The 18,726-nt window shown below is 71.4% G+C and carries 16 protein-coding genes, 1 pseudogene and 1 riboswitch; of the genes and pseudogenes, 9 read left to right on the plus strand and 8 right to left on the minus strand.

Annotated features, from left to right (window positions below; genetic code table 11):
* Positions 1-115: 115 nt before the first annotated feature.
* The 3 genes from ACZ4XX_RS25180 (at position 116) to otsB (ending at position 2,732) form a co-directional block, all read left to right on the plus strand.
* Positions 116-1,399 (plus strand): ABC transporter substrate-binding protein, encoded by a 1,284-nt coding sequence (locus tag ACZ4XX_RS25180; protein ID WP_468510129.1) that lies wholly within the window; start codon positions 116-118, stop codon positions 1,397-1,399.
* Positions 1,400-1,458: 59 nt separating this feature from the next.
* Entirely contained in the window at positions 1,459-1,722 is a 264-nt protein-coding gene (locus tag ACZ4XX_RS25185) for a DUF3263 domain-containing protein (RefSeq protein WP_468510130.1), read from the plus strand.
* Positions 1,723-1,892: 170 nt separating this feature from the next.
* Entirely contained in the window at positions 1,893-2,732 is an 840-nt protein-coding gene (gene otsB / locus ACZ4XX_RS25190; protein ID WP_468510131.1) for a trehalose-phosphatase, read from the plus strand.
* A 50-nt stretch (positions 2,733-2,782) separates the two neighbouring features.
* Here otsB and ACZ4XX_RS25195 read toward each other — a convergent pair whose 3' ends face one another.
* Positions 2,783-3,703: an NAD(P)-dependent oxidoreductase gene (locus ACZ4XX_RS25195; protein WP_468510132.1), complete on the minus strand. Its 921-nt coding sequence runs from the start codon at positions 3,701-3,703 to the stop codon at positions 2,783-2,785.
* Between the two features lie 97 nt (positions 3,704-3,800).
* On the opposite strand from ACZ4XX_RS25195, the gene ACZ4XX_RS25200 reads away from it, so the two are divergent.
* Positions 3,801-4,139: a winged helix-turn-helix transcriptional regulator gene (locus ACZ4XX_RS25200; RefSeq protein ID WP_468510133.1), complete on the plus strand. Its 339-nt coding sequence runs from the start codon at positions 3,801-3,803 to the stop codon at positions 4,137-4,139.
* A 170-nt stretch (positions 4,140-4,309) separates the two neighbouring features.
* Here the strand turns inward: ACZ4XX_RS25200 and ACZ4XX_RS25205 are convergent, their stop codons facing one another.
* The 3 genes from ACZ4XX_RS25205 to ACZ4XX_RS25215 form a co-directional block, all read right to left on the minus strand.
* Positions 4,310-5,755, minus strand: coding sequence for an alpha,alpha-trehalose-phosphate synthase (UDP-forming) (locus ACZ4XX_RS25205; protein ID WP_468510134.1), 1,446 nt, complete (start codon positions 5,753-5,755; stop codon positions 4,310-4,312).
* A 140-nt stretch (positions 5,756-5,895) separates the two neighbouring features.
* On the minus strand, positions 5,896-7,752 hold the full coding sequence (locus tag ACZ4XX_RS25210; RefSeq protein ID WP_468510135.1) for a DUF7927 domain-containing protein: 1,857 nt from the start codon (positions 7,750-7,752) through the stop codon (positions 5,896-5,898).
* A gap of 108 nt (positions 7,753-7,860) precedes the next feature.
* On the minus strand, positions 7,861-8,829 hold the full coding sequence (locus tag ACZ4XX_RS25215) for a glucosyl-3-phosphoglycerate synthase (protein ID WP_468510136.1): 969 nt from the start codon (positions 8,827-8,829) through the stop codon (positions 7,861-7,863).
* A 149-nt stretch (positions 8,830-8,978) separates the two neighbouring features.
* Positions 8,979-9,123, plus strand: a riboswitch (SAM riboswitch).
* Between ACZ4XX_RS25215 and thrC the strand changes: the two genes are divergently transcribed.
* The 4 genes from thrC to groL all read left to right on the plus strand — a co-directional run bounded on the left by thrC (position 9,117) and on the right by groL (position 13,306).
* Entirely contained in the window at positions 9,117-10,427 is a 1,311-nt protein-coding gene (thrC, locus tag ACZ4XX_RS25220) for a threonine synthase (protein ID WP_389033857.1), read from the plus strand. (Overlaps the previous riboswitch by 7 nt.)
* Positions 10,428-10,467: 40 nt before the next feature.
* Positions 10,468-10,746 carry a MoaD/ThiS family protein gene (locus tag ACZ4XX_RS25225; protein ID WP_015035244.1) on the plus strand — a complete coding sequence of 93 codons (279 nt, stop codon included), beginning with the start codon at positions 10,468-10,470 and terminating at the stop codon, positions 10,744-10,746.
* 408 nt (positions 10,747-11,154) lie between these two features.
* Positions 11,155-11,358: a cold-shock protein gene (locus tag ACZ4XX_RS25230; RefSeq protein WP_015035246.1), complete on the plus strand. Its 204-nt coding sequence runs from the start codon at positions 11,155-11,157 to the stop codon at positions 11,356-11,358.
* 319 nt (positions 11,359-11,677) lie between these two features.
* Positions 11,678-13,306, plus strand: coding sequence for a chaperonin GroEL (gene groL, locus ACZ4XX_RS25235; protein WP_189836124.1), 1,629 nt, complete (start codon positions 11,678-11,680; stop codon positions 13,304-13,306).
* Positions 13,307-13,467: 161 nt separating this feature from the next.
* On the opposite strand, the gene ACZ4XX_RS25240 is transcribed toward groL, so the two are convergent.
* Complete coding sequence (locus ACZ4XX_RS25240) at positions 13,468-15,138, minus strand: hypothetical protein (RefSeq protein ID WP_468510137.1); 1,671 nt, start codon at positions 15,136-15,138, stop codon at positions 13,468-13,470.
* A complete protein-coding gene (locus ACZ4XX_RS25245; protein WP_468510138.1) occupies positions 15,128-16,777 on the minus strand; it encodes a hypothetical protein in 1,650 nt (549 codons plus the stop codon). Before ACZ4XX_RS25245 ends, ACZ4XX_RS25240 begins: the two co-directional genes overlap by 11 nt.
* Positions 16,778-16,979: 202 nt before the next feature.
* Here ACZ4XX_RS25245 and ACZ4XX_RS25250 point away from each other — a divergent pair, with 202 nt between their 5' ends.
* Positions 16,980-17,450 (plus strand): SRPBCC domain-containing protein, encoded by a 471-nt coding sequence (locus tag ACZ4XX_RS25250; RefSeq protein WP_468510139.1) that lies wholly within the window; start codon positions 16,980-16,982, stop codon positions 17,448-17,450.
* Positions 17,451-17,533: 83 nt separating this feature from the next.
* Here ACZ4XX_RS25250 and ACZ4XX_RS25255 read toward each other — a convergent pair.
* Positions 17,534-17,870: pseudogene (locus ACZ4XX_RS25255) on the minus strand (deoxyxylulose-5-phosphate synthase).
* 41 nt (positions 17,871-17,911) lie between these two features.
* Entirely contained in the window at positions 17,912-18,652 is a 741-nt protein-coding gene (locus ACZ4XX_RS25260) for a class I SAM-dependent methyltransferase (RefSeq protein ID WP_468510140.1), read from the minus strand.
* Positions 18,653-18,726 lie beyond the last annotated feature (74 nt).

Below are 18,726 nucleotides of genomic sequence, written 5' to 3' on the forward strand. Positions count from 1 at the left end.
GACGTTGCGGAAGTGATACCCGAGTGGTGTAGACCTCATACCCGCGTACGCGAGAGACTTACGGCCCTGCGCAGAGCAAACGTGCGGCTCGATGCAGCTCAACGACGAGCAAAAGGTGGATGAAGCCGTGGAGCGGCGACGTTTTCTTGGATGGACCGCGGCCGTCGCCGCACTCGGACTGACCGCCACGGTCGCCGGCTGTGGCTCCCTCGGGGGTGACTCCGGCGACGTGACCCTGAGACTGGTCGCGGCCGACTACGACCTCACCGGCGGCGACACCACCAAGAAGTACTGGGCCGACCTCGTCACCGCCTTCGAGGCCGGACACCCCGGCGTCAAGGTCGAGGTGCAGATCGAGTCCTGGGACGACGTCGACCGCAAGGTCGCCGAGATGGTCAAGGCCGACAAGGCCCCCGACATCGCGCAGATCGGCGCCTACGCCGACTACGCGGCCGCCGGCCAGCTCTACGCCGCCGACGAGCTCCTCTCCATACCCGTCCAGTCCAACTTCCTCGCGCCGCTCGTCGACGCCGGGGAGCACAAGCGGATCCAGTACGGGCTGCCGTTCGTCGCCTCCACCCGGCCGCTGTTCTACAACAAGACCCTCTTCGAGGAGGCCGGCGCCAAGGCCCCCACCACCTGGGACGAGCTCGCCGGAGCCGCCGAGAAGCTGAAGGACAACGGTGTCCGCACCCCCTTCGCGCTGCCCCTCGGCCCCGAGGAGGCCCAGGCCGAGGCCCTGATGTGGATGCTCAGCGGCGGCGGCGGCTGGATCGACGGCACCGACCACTACGCGGTCGACTCCGACGCCAACATCAAGACCTTCGACTGGCTCAAGAAGAACCTGGTCGGCAAGGGCCTCACCGGGCCCGTCGCCCCCGGCAAGCTCAACCGCAAGGCCGCCTTCGCCGCCTTCGCGAACGGCGAGGTCGGCATGCTCAACGGCCACCCCTCGCTCCTCAAGGAAGCCGCCAAGAAGGGCGTCGAGGTGGGCCAGGTCCCGCTCCCGGGCGCCGACGGCCACGCCGAGGCCGCCATGGGCGTCGCCGACTGGATCATGGGCTTCAAGCAGAACGGTCACCGCAAGGAGATCGGCGACTTCCTGAACTTCGCCTTCAGCGACGAGAACGTCCTGAAGTTCGCCGGCGACAACGACCTCCTGCCGGTCACCGTCACCGCCTCCACCCGCATGGAGACCGAACCCCAGCACGCCAACCTGCGCGTCTTCCTCAAGACGCTCCCGGACAGCCAGCTCCCGCCGGTCGGCAAGACGTCCTGGGCCCAGGTCAGCGAGAACGTCAAGCAGAACATCGGCAAGGCCGTCACCCCGGCCGGGGTCCCCGCCGAGGTCCTCGGGGCGATCGGACGCGCGGCGACGGCGGCGGAGAGCGCCGAGTAGGACGACCGCGCGAACGGGCGGCCACGGCGACGCGGAGCGCCGGGTAATAGGTTGTTCGTATGACCGAGGAGCGGGAAACGGCGGACAGCGGTGACGAGGGCGGGCTCGGCGAGCGCGAGCAGGCCCTCCTCGCCGTCGAGCGCCGCTCCTGGCCCGGCCCCGGCGCCAAGGAGCGCGCGGTCCGCGAGAGCCTCGGACTCTCCCCGACCCGCTACTACCAGCTGCTCAACGCCCTCCTGGACGACCCCAGGGCCCTCGCCCACGACCCGGTGACGGTGAACCGGCTGCGGCGGGTGCGGGAGGAGAGGCAGCGCCGGCGCTGAAGCGCGGGCCCGTACCCCGGGCCGGCCGGGGCCGACGCCGGCCGGATCACCCGGCACCGTCTCCGCGGGGCGGTACCCCGGGCCGGCGGGGGCCGACGCCGGCCGGATCATCCGGCACCGTCTCGTTCGCGGCCCTGACGCGGACGGCGCGCCTCGGTAGGGTCGGGAGCATGGTCAGCCTCCCGCACCCGACCACATCCGCCGGCCGCGACGGCCTGGCCGCGCTGCTCGCGCGGCCCGCCGAAGCCGTCGTCGCCCTCGACTTCGACGGCACCCTCGCCGAGATCGTCCCCGACCCCGAACGGGCCCGCGCCCACCCCGGCGCCGTCGAGGCGCTCGCCGCCCTCGCCCCCGAGGTCGCCTCCGTCGCCGTCGTGACCGGCCGCCCCGCCGGGGTCGCCGTCCGGTACGGCGGCTTCGCCGGCGTCCCCGGCCTGGAACACCTCGTCGTCCTCGGCCACTACGGCGCCGAACGCTGGGACGCCGTCACCGGCACCGTCCGGGCCGCCGCCCCGCACCCGGGCGTCGCCTCCGTCCGCGCCGAGCTCCCCGGCTTCCTCGACCGGGCCGGTGCCTGGCCGGGCGTCTGGATCGAGGAGAAGGGCCGCGCGGTCGCCGTCCACACCCGCCGCGCCCTCGACCCGGAGGGCGCCTTCGAGGCCCTCAAGGGCCCGCTGGGCGACCTCGCCACCCATCACGGCCTCGTCCTGGAGCCCGGCCGCATGGTCCTGGAGCTGCGGCCCCCCGGCATGGACAAGGGCGTCGCGCTCGCGGAGTACGTACGGGAGGTGGGCGCCGGGTCCGTGCTCTACGCGGGCGACGACCTGGGCGACCTGCCCGCCTTCGCCGCCGTCGAGAAACTCCGCTCCGACGGCACCCCGGGCCTGCTGGTCTGCAGCGGCTCCACCGAGGTCCCGGAGCTGGCCGACCGCGGGGACCTGGCGGTGCCGGGCCCACCGGGGGTGGTGGAGTTCCTGGGGGCGCTCGCCGCGGCGGTACGGGAGGGCTGAGGCCCGCCCGGCTCGGGCGCCGACGGGGCCGGGCACCTGGCCGGAGCCGGTCAGCCCTTCCGTACGAGCAGGTCCACGATGCCCGTCAGGTCCTCCTCGCCGCTGCCGACGTCGAGGCGGCGGCGCATCGACGCGAAGTAGGGGGCGAGCAGTTCGGGGCTGACGCCCTGCTCGTCCGCGGTGCCGAGGAACGTGGGGGTGCCGGCCACCTGCATGGCCAGGCTGGAGACCACATCGGCGGTGTAGTCGCCCGCCTTCAGCTGCCGGGCGGTCTGCTCGACCGACGGCCCCGCCATCGCCCCGATCCAGTCGCCGAGCAGCGGCGCGAACGCGACCGGGTCGATGTCCTCCCGCCGGATCAGGGCGAAGGCGTGCGCGACCCCGGCGAACATCCCGTACATCGCGCTGAGCAGGGCCACGTCGTGGAGGGCCGCGAAGCCCGCGTCCTCACCGACGTAGACGGTCCCCACCGGCACGGCCAGGGCCTCCTGATGCCGGTCGAACAGCGCCCGCGAGCCGCTGTAGAAGACATAGCCGCCGGCCTCGGGGACGCCGACCATCGGCGGTACGGCCATGATGCCGCCGTCCAGGTAGCGCGCGCCCCGCTCCTCGGCCCACGCGGCCCGGGCGCGGGCCTGGGCGGGCGTGCCGGTGACGAGGTTGACGACGTCCTTGCCGGTCAGGTCGGCGCCCGCGAGGGCGTCCTCGACCGAGGCGTCGTCGAGCAGGCAGACGATGACGAGGGTGCTCGCCGCGATCGCCCCGGCCGCGCTGTCCGCGACCTTCGCGCCCTCGGCGGCGAGCGGGACGGCACGGGCCGGGGTGCGGTTCCAGACGGTGAGCGGATGCCCGGCGGCGAGCCAGGTGCGGGCGAGGGCGCTTCCCATGGCGCCGAGGCCGAGCAGGGTGACGGGGGTCTTCTCCACGGGGATCTTCTCCGCAGGGGTCTTCTCCACAGGGGTCGTTGTCATGCCCTTAGGCTGGTTCCGGGCCCCGGGGGTCATCAAGTACCTACTTCGAAGTGGGTGGTTACCCCGGGGGAAGCGAGCAGGTCGGAAGGGTGCGGACATGGCGACACTGAACCGGCCCGGCCCACCGGACGGGCACGTCTGCGGGATCGACGCCGCGATGGAGATCATCGGCGGCAAGTGGAAGGTGCTCATCCTCTGGGCGCTCCACCAGCAGCCGTACCGCCGCTTCGGGGAGCTGCGGAGGCTCGTCCCGGGCATCACGGAGAAGGTCCTCGCCTCGCACCTGCGGGAGCTGGAGGCGGACGGCATCGTGGACCGCACGTCCTACGACGAGGTGCCGCCGCGCGTCGAGTACTCCCTGACCGAGGCCGGCACCCGGCTCAACACGGCCCTGGAACCCCTGGCCGCGTGGGGGCGTGAGCGGGCCGCCTCCTAGGCCCTGTCGTCACACTCCCGCCTGCCCCGCGACGCCATGCACGCGCTCTCGCCGCACCGGGCGCAAGCCCGAGTACTCCAGTACGAGGACTTGTGCCCGGCGCGCCGAGAGCACGCACCTGACGCCGCGGGGCCGCCCTTCGGGCGACGACGGGAGTTTGACGACAGGACCTAACTCTCCTCCCGCAGCGCGTCCAGCTGGTTCAGGAACCAGCGCTGCGGGGGCAGGGCCGTCGCCGTCGCCGCGAGGCGCCTCGTGCGGTCGGCGCGTTCGGACGGGGGCATCGTCAGGGCGGTGTGGAGGGCGTCGGCGGTCTCCGAGACGTCGAAGGGGTTGACCGCGAGGACGTCCGTCCGCAGCTCCTTGTACGCACCCGCGCCCGTCGACAGGACGAGCGCGCAGCCCGCGTCCGAGACCACCGGTATCTCCTTCGCGACCAGGTTCATGCCGTCGCGCACCGGGTTGACCAGGGCCACGTCCGCCAGGCGGTACGCGGCGAGGGAGCGGGTGAAGTCGTCCTCCACGGAGACGATCACCGGCTGCCAGTCGGCCGTGCCGAACTCCGCGTTGATCTCGGCGGCCAGCTCGGTCACCGAGGCCGTGTACGCGCGGTACGACTCCAGGTCCTGCCGGGAGGGGTACGCCGAGGCCAGGTGGACCACCCGGTCGCGCCACTCCGGGTGGACGGTGAGCAGCTCCCGGTAGGCGAGGAGGCCGCGCAGGATGTTCTTCGACAGCTCCGTGCGGTCGACGCGGACGATGGTCCTGCGCTCGCCCACCTCGGCGCGGAGCCGGGCCAGGGCCTCGTCCACCTCGGGGCGGTGGGCCAGGGCCCGCAGCTCGTCGCCGTCGACGCCCAGGGGGTACGCCCGGACCCGGGTGCGGCCCTTCGGGCCACCGTGGCGGCGCCACTCCACCCCGTGCCAGGGGTCGCCGCTCGGCCAGACGCCCCGGGCCGTTCCGGTCGAGTCCTCGCGCTGGGAGCAGCAGCTGATGAACATCGAGGCCCATCCCCAGGTGTGGAAGCCCAGCTCGTCGGCACCGAGCATGCCCCACAGGAGCTCCTCGACGATGTCGTCCGGCACCATGCGCAGGTACTCGGAGGACACCCACGGGGTGTGGGTGAAATGCCCGATCCGCAGGTCGGGGCGGAGCTCCCGCAGCATCCCGGGGACGAGCGCCAGGTGGTAGTCCTGCACCAGGACCGCCGCGCCGTCGTCCGCCTCGGCGGCCAGGGCCTCGGCGAAGGCCCGGTTGTAGGCGCGGTACGACTCCCAGCGGCGCCGGAACTCCGCGTCGAAGACGGGCTCGCGGGGGGTGTCGTACAGGTGGTGGTGGAGGAACCACAGCACCGAGTTCGCGATGCCGTTGTACGCGTCGGCGTACACCTCCGGGTCGATGTCGAGCATCCGGACGCCGGGCTCGCCGATCCCGCGCCGCACGGCCTCCCGGTCGCCCTCGCCGAGCGCGGCGCACACCCACAGGCTGTCCTGCGAGGAGACGGCGCTCAGCCCGGAGACCAGGCCGCCGCCGCCCCTGCGGGCGTCGAGCTCACCGTCCTCGCCGCGCAGGTACGAGACGGGTCCCCGGTTGGATGCCACGAGCACAGTTGCCATGGGGCGAACCTAGCCCGTCCCGTAAACGCTCAAACGTACGTATACGAGACGGGTGGATCCGGCCACGGAGGGTGGCCGGGCCTCCGCCGGGCCCCGGGACGGTCGTCGGCCGGGCTGTCGGCCGGGCCTCCGGACGGTCGTCAGTTCTCGCGTCGCCCGCGCATCGCGGCCTTCGCGACCAGGCCCGTCGCCGCGAGGGCGAGGCCCAGCGCGCCCAGCAGCCACAGCCGCTCGCCGTTGCCGCCGGTCTCGGCCATCGAGCCGCCGCCGCTCCCGTGCGGTCCCGGGGCCGGGGACGCGGGGTCGGCCTCGGCGGGGGGCGTGGGGTCGGCCTCGGCGGGGGGCGTGGTGGGCGCGGGGTCGGCCGGGGTCGGCGTCGGGTCCACGGGGGTGGGCGTGGGGTCCACCGGCGTCGGGGTCGGATCCGTCGGGGTCGGCGTCGGGGTCGGCGTCGGGGTCGGCCTGGGGGGCTTCGGCTTCCTGAGCTGCGGGTTCACCCCGCAGGCCGGGTCCTTGCCGCCGTCTCCGCAGTTCGAGCGGGGTGTCTCGGCCTCCACGCGGTCGTGGAGCCTGCCGTCGCCGGTCGGCGGGTTCTTGATCTTCACCGAGTAGGTGACGGTCGCCGTCCTCCCGGCCGGGATGGTTCCCGCGTACCCGATCCTCGGGGCCGTGTACGTCGCCGTGCCCAGGTCCGTCCGGAGGTCGCCCCGGTACTCGGCGTCGTCGAGGCTCCCGGTCAGGTCGTCGACGAACCTGGCGTTCGGGAGGTCGAGCGCGCTGACGTTCTTCGCGGTGATCGTGTACGTGAGGGTGTCGCCCGGCTTCACCGTGCGCGGGCTCGCCGTCTTGGTGATCTCCAGGTCGGGGACCGGGACGGAGAAGGCCAGCGCGGCGGCCACATAGGTGTCGCCGCGCGTCGAGAAGGTCAGATCGGCCGAGGTGGCGCCCTGCGGGACGGCGTCGTCGGGGATGTCGAAGGTCTTCGTGTCGATGCCCAGGTTGTCGACCTGCTCGGGGGCGACGGCGCCGTCGCCCCCGCCGACGAAGAAGTCGCCGGTGTCGCCCGTGCGGGCCTCGGTGACGGCCTTGCCGCCGACGAGGAAGGTGTCGCCGGGGGTGTTCCGGTCGCCCTCGTACGCGGTCACACCGGCCCGCGCCGTGCCGCCGCTCCGGTGGAAGCCGTCCACGGTGATCGTGGTCGCGGGGGAGGACGAGCGCTGGAGGACGTGCCCGCCGTACACGGACACGTTCCGCCGCTCGGGGGCGCGGACCGGGTCCGGTCCCGGGAACCGGTGGACGACGGTCAGCGACCAACCCGCCACGCAGCCCTTGCCGTCCGGCGCCCAGATGTTGCCGACGGCCACCTGCGCGTCCGTCCCCGACGTGCCCGCGAACGCGGCCGTCACGTCCGACTCGCCCGTGTAGTAGTGCGGGCCGTCGGTGTCCGCCGGGTCGGCGACCATGCTGTCGATCGAGACCGGGGTCGCGGCACCCGTGCCGACCCTGATCACCGGGGCGGTCGTCGTGGGGTCGCCGGGCGAGCGCCCGGCATCGGCGCCGGAGAGGTCGCAGCGCTTCAGCCGAGCCCCGCTCGGGCTCGTGTACGTGCCGTCGTTGCCACCCCAGAAGAGCCGGGCGTACGCCACCTCGGCGCCTGCCGGAATCCGCACGTGGCCGGTGCTGGAGCCGTGCTCGCCACCCATGGCGCCGGCGTCGATCCGCCGCATCACGAAGGTGTTGTTGCCGTCCGAGCCCTGGCCGCTCGCCGCGGTCGCACAGCGGGCGGCCAGGTCGGCGGGGGTGGTCGGACAGCCCATGACCGTGTTGCCGAGCGTCGTGAAGTCGCCGTACAGCGACGCTGCGTACCGCTTGCCGAACGGCTCGACCACGTCCGCCGCGGCCGGCCCCGCCGCGGTGAACGCGAGCGAGCCCGCCGTCAGTCCGACGGCCACGGCGGCCGCGAGCACCCTGCCCAGGTGATGTTGTCTGAAGCGCATAAAAGGGCAATATAGAAAAAACTGATCATCATCGGGCGTTACGCCACGCGGACGGGCAAGGCGGCAGGGCGCCACGCGGTGGGGTACGGCGGTCAGGGCGCCGCACGGTCAGGCCACGCGGCGGCGGGCGTACTCCACGATGTCGGCCATCGGCGGCCGCTCCTCCGTGTCCACCGCGTACGTCCGTGGCTCGAAACCCTTCTCGCCCCGCTCGAACTGCGTCAGCCGCGGCCGCACCAGATGTCCCCGCGACAACCGCAGCTGCGCCGTCCGGTAGATCGCCGCCGCCATCCGGCCCAGCGCCTGCCCGTCCTGGTGCCGGTGCTTGCGCACCCCCACGTCCACCTGCGCGAGCGCGTCCAGGCCCACCGTGTGCAGCGCGTCCACGAGCAGGCCGAGCTCCACCCCGTACCCGACCGGGAAGGGCAGCCGTTCGAGCAGGGACCGGCGCGCCGCGTACTCGCCGCCCAGCGGCTGTACGAAACCGGCCAGCTGCGGCCAGTGCAGATTGAGGAGCGGACGGGCCACGAGCTCCGTCACCCGACCCCCCTGGGCAGGGGTCCCGCCGGAGGCGAGGCCATCGAACCCGGGGCCGAGCGGACGGTCGTACATCGCCTTGACGAAGTCCACGTCCGGGTCGGTCAGCAGCGGGCCCACGATCCCCGACACGAAGTCCGCCGAGAAGTCCCGCAGATCCGCGTCGATGAAGCACACGATGTCCCCGGTGGTCACCATCAGCGACCGCCACAGGACCTCGCCCTTGCCCGGCACGGCCGGTATCCGGGGGAGTATCGCGTCCCGTGCGACCACCCGCGCCCCGGCCGCCGCAGCCACCTCCGCCGTACGGTCCGTGGAACCCGAGTCGATCACCACCAGCTCGTCGACGAGCGGCACCGCCTCCGACATGAGCTCGCGCCGGATCACGGCGACGATGTCACCCACCGTCGCCTCCTCGTTCAGCGCCGGCAGGACGACGCTGACCTTCGTGTTCCGCTTCGCGGCGAGGATCCGCTCCAGCGGCCGGTCCGCCACGGACCAGGACCGCCGGTCCAGCCAGCGCTCCACCTCTTCCAGCACGTGATCTCCATCTCGCGGTTCGGACGGCCGGTCCAAGCGTCCGGGCCTTCGGTTACAGTCTTGAACAACGCGGATGCCCGATGCACGTCGGGGTGCCGCCCGCGCCGGAGCGCAGGAACGAAAGTTCACCGCGCTTCACAATCGAATACCGCTCATCCAGAGGGGCAGAGGGAAACGGCCCGTTGAAGCCCCGGCAACCCTCCAGTCGGTTACTCGTCCTCCAGCGAGGCTCCCGACTAGGGAAGGTGCCAAATCCGTCTCATGGCGAAAAATTCGTCATGGGAAAGATGAGGAGAAAGGGCCTCGCCTCCATGGCTGTACAGACTGTTACCCCCGCCACTTCGGTCGACCTCGGTCCCGCGTCGGGACTCTCCTGTCGCGAATGCGGTGAAGTCTTCCCGCTCGGCCCGATCTTCGCCTGCGAGCTCTGTTTCGGACCGCTCGAAGTCGCGTACGACCTCCCCACCGGTGACCCCGAGGCGCTGCGCAAGCAGATCGAGGCCGGCCCCGCCAACATCTGGCGCTACGCCCCGCTGCTGCCCGTCCCCGCCGACGTCGCCGACAAGCCCAACCTGAACCCGGGCTGGACCAAGCTCGTCCAGGCCGACAACCTCGCCCGCGAGATCGGCGTCGCCCCCGGCAAGCTCTTCGTCAAGGACGACTCCGGCAACCCGACCCACTCCTTCAAGGACCGGGTCGTCGCCCAGGCCATCGAGGCCGCCCGCGCCTTCGGCTTCACCACCCTCTCCTGCTCCTCCACGGGCAACCTGGCCGGCGCCGTCGGCGCCGCCGCCGCCCGCGCCGGCTTCCGCTCCTGCGTGTTCATCCCGCACGACCTGGAGCAGGGCAAGGTCGTCATGGCCGGTGTCTACGGCGGTGACCTCGTCGCCATCGAGGGCAACTACGACGACGTCAACCGCTTCTGCTCCGAGCTCATCGGCGACCCGCTGGGCGAGGGCTGGGGCTTCGTCAACGTCAACCTCCGCCCGTACTACGGCGAGGGCTCCAAGACGCTGGCGTACGAAATCTGCGAGCAGCTCGGCTGGGTCATCCCCGACCAGCTCGTCATCCCGATCGCCTCCGGCTCCCAGCTCACGAAGATCGACAAGGGTCTCCAGGAGCTCATCAAGCTGGGCCTCGTCGAGGACAAGCCGTACAAGATCTTCGGCGCCCAGGCCGAGGGCTGCTCCCCGGTGTCGGTGGCCTTCAAGGCAGGCCACGACGTCGTCCGCCCGCAGAAGCCGAACACCATCGCCAAGTCGCTCGCGATCGGCAACCCGGCCGACGGCCCGTACGTCCTGGACATCGCCCGTCGCACCGGCGGCGCCGTGGAGGACGTGAACGACGAGCAGGTCGTGGACGCGATCAAGCTCCTCGCGCAGACCGAGGGCATCTTCGCCGAGACCGCGGGCGGCGTGACCGTCGGCGTCGCGAAGAAGCTCGTCGAGAACGGGCTGATCGACCCGAACCTCACCACCGTCGTCCTCAACACCGGCGACGGACTCAAGACCCTGGACGCGGTGGCCGACACCTCTCAGGCGACCGTCACCATCCGCCCGAGCCTGGACGCGTTCCGCGACGCCGGCCTCGCCGTCTGAGTCCGTCCGCTTCCCTGGCCCACCGAAAGGTTACGAAGACATGGCCGTGAACGTCCGCATCCCCACCATCCTCCGCACCTACACGGGCGGTCGGTCCGAGGTCCAGGCCGAGGGCGCGACCCTCGCCGAGGTCATCGCCGACCTGGAGAAGAACCACACGGGCATCGCCGCCCGCGTCCTGGACGACCAGGGCAAGCTGCGCCGCTTCGTGAACGTCTACGTGAACGACGACGACGTGCGCTTCGAGCAGGGTCTGGAGACGGCCACCCCGGCCGGCGCCGGCGTCTCGATCATCCCGGCCGTCGCCGGAGGCTGCTGAGCCCTCATAGGGCCATCGGTTGTCCCGTCTTTCTTGAATTGCCCCTTCCGCGACATAAAGCGGAGGGGGCAATTCTGCATGGTTGAGCGCGGTAGAGTTGGGGAAGTCCCCCCTGCCGCTCATGCCAGACGCATATGAGAATGCGTCCCGGTACGACAAGAAGCGGCCAAAGTGCGTGCGCGTTGTGTACCTTCTGCACGCTTTGCCGGGCCCGACTTGCCCGGTAATTCAAGGGATTCTCCCTGATTCGCCTTTCCGTGGCGCCCAGAATTCTCGCTCGATTGACCTGTTGCAGAGGGCAGTTGGGCAGATACATTCAGCCGCGGTCGACGCGTTCCGGCGCAGGGTCTGACCCGGGTTCCGCGAAGTGCGGGTCCCGCGCAAGGGCCAGTAATAGGGGAGTTAGGCATGGCTCAGGGCACCGTCAAGTGGTTCAACGCGGAGAAGGGCTACGGCTTCATCGCGGTCGACGGTGGTGCGGATGTTTTCGTCCACTACAGCGCGATCCAGATGGATGGCTACCGCAGCCTCGAAGAGGGACAGCGAGTCGAGTTCGAGATCTCGCAGGGCCAGAAGGGTCCGCAGGCGGACATGGTCAAGCTCGCCGTCTGAGCGCGGCGCGATCGGCCACCGACGCAACGCCGTCGAGGGGTCCGCATCCCTGAGGGGATGCGGACCCCTCGCGCGTTCCCGCGCCCCCTCACGCCCCTCCGTCCACCTCTCGAAACTCGAGAGTCGCTTGCACTCTCATAGGGCGAGTGCTAATCATTGGCGTTAGCACTCGGCAGGTGAGAGTGCTACGAGGATCGGGCAGACGAGGCCGCCGGCCGGGTGGGGCAAGGAACCACGCGGAGCTGCGGAGGCCGTCCGTCGCGGGCGTCGGCGCGGTCCTGGAGCGTTATCCACCCCATGTCCGGGAGGACCACTTCACATGGCCAAGATCATCGCGTTCGACGAGGAGGCCCGGCGCGGTCTCGAGCGCGGCATGAACCAGCTCGCTGACGCCGTCAAGGTCACCCTCGGCCCCAAGGGTCGCAACGTCGTCCTCGAGAAGAAGTGGGGCGCCCCCACGATCACCAACGATGGTGTCTCCATCGCCAAGGAGATCGAGCTCGAGGACCCGTACGAGAAGATCGGCGCCGAGCTGGTCAAGGAAGTCGCCAAGAAGACGGACGACGTCGCCGGCGACGGTACGACCACCGCCACCGTTCTCGCCCAGGCGCTCGTCCGCGAGGGCCTGCGCAACGTGGCCGCCGGTGCCAACCCGATGGCCCTCAAGCGTGGTATCGAGAAGGCCGTCGAGGCCGTCTCCGGCGCCCTGCTCGAGCAGGCGAAGGATGTCGAGACCAAGGAGCAGATCGCTTCCACGGCCTCCATCTCCGCCGCCGACACCCAGATCGGCGAGCTCATCGCCGAGGCGATGGACAAGGTCGGCAAGGAAGGCGTCATCACCGTCGAGGAGTCCCAGACCTTCGGTCTGGAGCTGGAGCTCACCGAGGGTATGCGCTTCGACAAGGGCTACATCTCGGCGTACTTCGCCACCGACATGGAGCGCATGGAGTCGTCGCTCGACGACCCGTACCTCCTGATCGTCAACTCCAAGATCTCTTCGGTGAAGGACCTGCTCCCGCTCCTGGAGAAGGTCATGCAGTCGGGCAAGCCGCTGCTGATCATCGCCGAGGACGTCGAGGGCGAGGCCCTGTCGACCCTGGTCGTCAACAAGATCCGCGGCACCTTCAAGTCCGTCGCGGTCAAGGCTCCGGGCTTCGGCGACCGTCGCAAGGCCATGCTGAACGACATCGCCATCCTCACCGGCGGCACGGTCATCTCCGAGGAGGTCGGCCTGAAGCTGGAGAACGCGGGCCTCGACCTGCTGGGCCGCGCCCGCAAGGTCGTCATCACCAAGGACGAGACCACCATCGTCGACGGTGCCGGTGACAGCGAGCAGGTCGCCGGTCGCGTGAACCAGATCCGCGCCGAGATCGAGAACAGCGACTCGGACTACGACCGCGAGAAGCTGCAGGAGCGCCTGGCGAAGCTCGCCGGCGGTGTTGCGGTCATCAAGGCCGGTGCCGCGACCGAGGTCGAGCTCAAGGAGCGCAAGCACCGCATCGAGGACGCCGTTCGCAACGCGAAGGCGGCCGTCGAGGAGGGCATCGTCGCCGGCGGCGGCGTGGCCCTGCTCCAGGCCTCCTCGGTCTTCGAGAAGCTCGAGGCCGACCTCGCGGGTGACGAGGCCACGGGCGCGAACATCGTGAAGCTGGCCCTCGAGGCCCCGCTGAAGCAGATCGCGGTCAACGCCGGTCTCGAGGGCGGCGTCGTGGCGGAGAAGGTCCGCAACCTGCCCGTCGGCCACGGCCTGAACGCCGCGACCAACGAGTACGTCGACCTCATCGCCGAGGGCATCATCGACCCGGCGAAGGTCACGCGCTCCGCGCTGCAGAACGCCGCGTCGATCGCCGCGCTGTTCCTCACCACCGAGGCCGTCATCGCCGACAAGCCGGAGAAGGCGTCCGCGCCGGCCGGCGGCGGCATGCCGGGCGGTGACATGGACTTCTGATCCTCCGGGATCGGTGGTTCATCGCTGAACGCGAAGCTCAGCACGAACGAGGGCGGCACTCCCTGATGGGGGTGCCGCCCTCGGGCGTTTCCGGGTGCCGGCCGGCCGACTGACCGACCGGCGAGCGTGCCGGCCGGTCACCCGGCCGGCCGCTCAGGTGATCAGCGCACGTCGAGGTAGTCGGCCCACGAGAACGGCGACGTGAAGTGCGTGGCGTCCCCGTAGTACCGGAGCCGCCAGGTGCCGTCCACGGTCGCCTTCGCCTTGAGCGAGATCTTCCCGTTGGAGGCCGGGCGGCCCGTGGCGACCTGACGCCAGGTCGTCGAACCCTTCGCCTGGAACTGCAGGGCCACGGACCCGCTCCCGAACGTCCGCCAGGCGCGGTTCGTGTAGTGCTGGAGCGTGCCCGTCATGGTGACGTACGCGCCCTTGCGGACCGGCTCGGGTCCCGCGTTCGCGCCCGCGATGCGGGTCTCGGTGCGGACGAGGCGGAAGGTGTTGCTCGCGGCCTCGGCGAGGACGTCGCTCGCCGGGTGCCGGAGCCTGTACCAGCCGCCGCGGCTGCCGGCCCTGACGGTGGTGTCGTAGTAGTCCTCCGCCTTGGCGGAGCCGATCTGCCGCCAGCCGGTCCGGCCGTCGGCCGAGACCTCCAGGAGGAGCGGCTGCCCGCTGAACGAGGCCTCGGGGTCATAGGTGGCGCGCAGCTGCCCGGTTGCGGTCACCATGCCGTCGGCCGCCAGGGCGCGGGACCGGAGGAGGACCCGTGCCTCCTGCGGCATCGCGAGCCGGCCGCCCACCGTGGTGGTGCCGAAGCTCTGGTACGGGTCGACCCGCTCGACCGTCCAGCCGTCGATGCGCAGCCCGGGGAGGGACGGGATCCGCGTGGTGAACCGTCCGTCGGCGTCGGTCGTGACGACCTTGGCGAACGCGGGGTGGAGGGAGGTGCCCGTGGTCGGGCCGACCCGGACCTGCTGCCCGGCCAGGGGCGCGCCGCCGTTCTTCGGGTCGGTCATCCGGCCGGTGACGGTGGCCTGCTGGCCGGGGAGGACCCGTACGCGGTCGGCGGTGGCCTTCACGGTCACGGTGTGCGGGCGCCAGGTGTAGAGGGTGCGGGTCCAGCCGGCGGTGCCGTGGACCTCGTCGCTGTCCTCGGTGTAGGCGACCCGGAACTCGTCGCCCGGCATGACGTCCGGGTACGCCTCGCCGGTGAAGGCGCCCGTCTCGTCGGTGACGGGGGACTGTACCGGGCTCGCCGGGGGCGTCGTCCGCTGGACGTCGATCGTCCTGCCGGTGATCGGCACGATGTCGCCGGAGCCGGGCTGGACACCGGTCAGGGTGCCGCTGGGGACGGTGGTGCGGTCGTCCCAGCCGGGGGCGGAGAAGGCGAACTCCAGCTGCGGCTTGAGCGTGAAGTCGAGGATGCCGGCGTCGGTGCGGGTGCTGGTGTTGCCGCGCGAGTCGGTGGCCGTGATGTCGATGGCGTACCGGCCGAGGGCGGGCATCGTGCCGCCGTCCTCGGTCAGCTTCAGCGGTTCCTGGCCCAGTCCGTACCGGCCCTTGTCCCAGTCGTACGCGGGGATCGAGGGGATTTCGACGACGGTGTCGCCCTTGCGGAGCGTCGCGGAGACCTTGGTGACCGTGACGCCGGGGGTGTCGGTCCAGGCGGACACGCCGAAGACGCCGCGCTGGTGGCTGTCGGTGACGGCGGGGCCGATGCCGAGGGGGGAGGGGGTGTCGGCGGCCTGGGCGGGGGCGGCGACGGCGCCTCCGAGGAGCACTGCGGCCAGGGCCGTGGCGAGGGGGGCGGTGGTCCGCCGGAGGTCAGCGCGCATCGATGTACTTCGCCTTCGTCTCGCTGTAGAAGTAGGCGGTCGCGGACTGCTTCACCAACGCCCATGAACCGTCGCCGTAGTTGGTGGCGCGGAAGCTGAACTTGCCGGTGCTGCCGGTGGTGACGTTCTGGGTCACCCAGTACCACTGGGACTCGCCCTTGGGCTTGAACACGAGCGTGACCTTGGCGCCCTTGAGGGGCTTCCAGGTTCCGCCGGTCTGCTGCTGGAGGGTGCCGGAGACGGTCATCTTGGTGTTCACGTACGGCCGGGCGGGGGTGATGGAGAACGTGGAGAACCGGGTCGGGATGCGGCCGAGCCGGACGCTGCCGGTGGTCCGGGCGACCATCTCGTCGTTCTCGGGGTGGTGCAGCCGGTAGAGCGCGTTGACGTAGGCGCGGGAGGAGACGTCGAACGGGCAGTAGCCGGAGTTGCCGCCGCTCGCCTTGGCGCCGGAGAGGTTCCGCCACGTGCGGCCGTTGTCCAGGGAGGCCTGGAGGGTGACGGTCTGCTCCCCGCAGTACGCCTGGGTCGTCATCCGGCCGGTGCCGCGGACCCGGCCGTACTCGTCGAGGGTGATGCGCCAGCCGGTGAACGAGAAGGGCTGGGGGACGGCGATGTTCCCCTCGTCGTACGCGCGGGACTGGTAGTACACCGACGGCGCGAGGGAGGTGAACACCTGCGTCGCGTGCGTGGCGCGCGCCCCGTAGGAGAAGGTGCCGTCGACCGCCGAGACGCCACTGCCCATGAGCCCGTGGACCGACAGGTCGTACGTCGGCTTCTGGGTCGTGGTGATGAGCGGCGCGCCCGCGTACGGCTTCCAGCCGTCCGGGGTCAGCCGCTCGACGCGGCCGGCGACGGTGACGTTGGTGTCCTTCGCGACGCGGTACTTGTTCAGCTTGGCGGTGATCCGGTACGTGGTCTTCTCGACGCCGACCTCGGGGACGGGTGCGGCGGCGGCGGGCACGGTGTCGGCGGCGGGTGCGACGACGGTGGCGGTGCCGCGGGTGATCGCGGCGTTCGGGGTGAACGGCAGCGAGAAGGTGCCGTCCGCGCCGGTGGTCGCGGTGGCCGTCAGCTCCTTCCACGTGTCGGTGAAGACGCTGAGGTCGACCTTGACCTTGGTGCCGACGCGGGCGGGCGTCACGGTGCCGGTGACCGGGTCCCAGGTGGTGGCCGTGCCGGAGAGGACGACCTTCCGGGCGGTGAGGCTCGTGTCCTGGCGGTCGAAGGAGAGCTTCGAGACGCCGGTGTGCAGCTTGTGGGCGTACGTGCCGCCGGTCCACTTCTGGACGGTGCCGCCGGGCTGCCGGTACTCGACGAGCACCGGGTAGCTGCCGTACGCGGTGCCCTCGGGCAGCCGCAGGGCGGTGTCGGTGACGTAGCCGTAGGGCCGGCCGGTGTTCGTGTCCCCGTCCTGCCAGTTCAGGGCGTCGGTCGAGGCGAGGACGGCGGCGCCGGGGGCGGTGGAGGCAAGGACGCTGACCTTGATCCACAGCGGGCGGCCGGTGATCTGGACGCCGAGCCTGGCGTCGTCGGTGGTGAAGGTGGCGGACACGTCGGCCGCGTGGGCGGCCGGGGCGTGAACGACGGCGGGCGCGATGACGCCCGCCGAGAGAGCGAAGACGGCTGCGGCACGCACGAAGGCGTGCGGAAGCCTGCGCGTTGAGCGCGGCAAAGGGACCCCCCACAGGTCTGTGATGGCGGCGTCGCCCGTGATCGGGAGCGGCCGCGTGGAAGAACTTTAGCGCTCACCTGTTGAACATGTTCACTTGATTGTTGAGAGTGCTGGGCGGGGGCGACGGGGTGATCCTGGAAGTGCCCCTTCGTGAAGGGAACGGACCATGGTCACCCTCCTGACGACCCCGGCCGACCGAGAGCTGGTCATCACCCGCACCTTCGACGCCCCGCCGGCCAGGGTCTGGGAGGCGTGGACGGCCCCCGAGCACGTACGGGAGTGGTACGGGGTGGCCGGACTGACCACGACGGTCGTCGACATCGATCTGCGGGTGGGCGGTGCGTGGCGCTGGGGCCAGACCGCCCCGGACGGCCAGCAGATCGTCTTCTCCGGCAGGTACGAGGACGTCGTCCCGGTCGAGCGGCTCGACTACACGGAGGTCTTCGAGCAGATGCCGGACGGGGACCCGGTCCGCGTCACGCTCACGTTCGACGCGACTCCCGACGGCGGTACGGCCCTGACCAGCACCTCCTTCTGGCCGTCGAACGAGATCAGGGACCAGTCGCTGGCGGCGGGCATGGAGGCGGGGGTGCGGGAGCAGTACGACCGGCTCGCGGAGCACCTGAAGTCGATGTGAAGGCCTCGCCCGGCCCCAGGCCCTGTCGTCGAACTCCCGCCCGCCCCGCCCTTCGGGCGACGGCGGGTTCCTGACGACAGGACCTAGTCCCAGCGGGTCAGGGCCTTCGCGATCGGCTCGCCGGTCCGGCGGGCGCGGGCCAGGCCGGCCTTGACCTCGGACAGGGTGCGGGGCCGGTAACCGGGCCCGCCGCAGCAGGACTTGTGGAACCGGAGGCCGGAGTGGAGGACGACGGACAGCGCCCGCCAGCCCGAGACGTCCCGGCGGCGGGGCGGCGCGAAGGCGGACCCGACGTGGATGAGGGCGCGCGCACAACGCGGACACCGCCGCTCGCGCCCCCTCCTCATGCGGTTCCGGGTAGGACTGCTTGTAGGAGGCGCGGCACGGCAGGCAGACGTACGAGGTCTTGGCATAGCCCATGGGGCGAGGGTAGGGGGCCGGGGTGTCGGTCCCCCACCGGATTACGGGCGCCGGAAGAGCGCCGTCCAGAGGAAGGCCTCGCCGAAGGCGGGGGAGTCGGCGGCCTCGTCGCGCATACGACGGACCTCGACGTCGGTCAGGCCGGCGAAGATGCCGCGCAACGAGGCGTCCGTATAGGCGAGTCCGCCGTCCAGCCTGCCCTTCCGGTAGAAGTCGGCGTCGGGAAGTTCGGAGCCCATGCCGCCCTCGCCGGCGGCGAACGCGGTGAGTGCGAAGTGCCCGCCGGGTGCGAGGACGCGGTCCAGGAGCGCGAGGTGGCTGATGCGGCGGTGCGGCGGCAGGTGGTGGAAGCAGCCGGAGTCGTAGACGAGGTCGTACGGGCCTTCCAGGGGGGCGGTGAAGGCGTCGCCGCACACGAACCGGATCCCGGTCCCGGCCTCCCGGGCCCTCTCCTCCGCCCAGCGGATCGCGGTCGCGGAAAGGTCGACGGCGTCCACCTCGTACCCCAGCGACGCGAGGTACAGGCTGTTCCGCCCGGGCCCGCACCCGAGGTCGAGGGCCCGCCCGCCACCGGCCGGGAGCAGTCCCCGCTCGACGTACGAGACCAGGTTCTCGTCGGGCTTGGCGACGAAGAACGGCACGGGCTTGTCGCGGTCGGCGTAGAACCCGTCCCACCAGTCGGCGCCGCCACCGGACCACCGGTCGGCATCGGGCGCGAAGAGCCCGTCGAGCAGAGTGAGGACGTCGTCGACGGTGTGGATGCAGCGATCGTTCGGACCCAAGTGGATCTCCCCTCCAAGTCCCCCAAGAATACCGGCAGGAGAGGCGAAAGCCCAGGTCAGGCATGGTGCCCGGA

The sequence above is a fragment of the Streptomyces sp. NPDC029956 genome, from assembly GCF_055574655.1.

Bases quoted from the DNA above. Each gene is read 5' to 3' on its own strand.
- ACZ4XX_RS25205 (WP_468510134.1), bottom strand. From the start codon at position 5,755: ATGGCAACTGTGCTCGTGGCATCCAACCGGGGACCCGTCTCGTACCTG.
- thrC (WP_389033857.1), top strand. From the start codon at position 9,117: ATGAGGAGAAAGGGCCTCGCCTCCATGGCTGTACAGACTGTTACCCCC.
- ACZ4XX_RS25250 (WP_468510139.1), top strand. From the start codon at position 16,980: ATGGTCACCCTCCTGACGACCCCGGCCGACCGAGAGCTGGTCATCACC.
- ACZ4XX_RS25230 (WP_015035246.1), top strand. From the start codon at position 11,155: ATGGCTCAGGGCACCGTCAAGTGGTTCAACGCGGAGAAGGGCTACGGC.
- otsB (WP_468510131.1), top strand. From the start codon at position 1,893: ATGGTCAGCCTCCCGCACCCGACCACATCCGCCGGCCGCGACGGCCTG.
- ACZ4XX_RS25240 (WP_468510137.1), bottom strand. From the start codon at position 15,138: ATGCGCGCTGACCTCCGGCGGACCACCGCCCCCCTCGCCACGGCCCTG.
- ACZ4XX_RS25185 (WP_468510130.1), top strand. From the start codon at position 1,459: ATGACCGAGGAGCGGGAAACGGCGGACAGCGGTGACGAGGGCGGGCTC.
- ACZ4XX_RS25210 (WP_468510135.1), bottom strand. From the start codon at position 7,752: ATGCGCTTCAGACAACATCACCTGGGCAGGGTGCTCGCGGCCGCCGTG.
- groL (WP_189836124.1), top strand. From the start codon at position 11,678: ATGGCCAAGATCATCGCGTTCGACGAGGAGGCCCGGCGCGGTCTCGAG.
- ACZ4XX_RS25225 (WP_015035244.1), top strand. From the start codon at position 10,468: ATGGCCGTGAACGTCCGCATCCCCACCATCCTCCGCACCTACACGGGC.
- ACZ4XX_RS25195 (WP_468510132.1), bottom strand. From the start codon at position 3,703: ATGACAACGACCCCTGTGGAGAAGACCCCTGCGGAGAAGATCCCCGTG.
- ACZ4XX_RS25200 (WP_468510133.1), top strand. From the start codon at position 3,801: ATGGCGACACTGAACCGGCCCGGCCCACCGGACGGGCACGTCTGCGGG.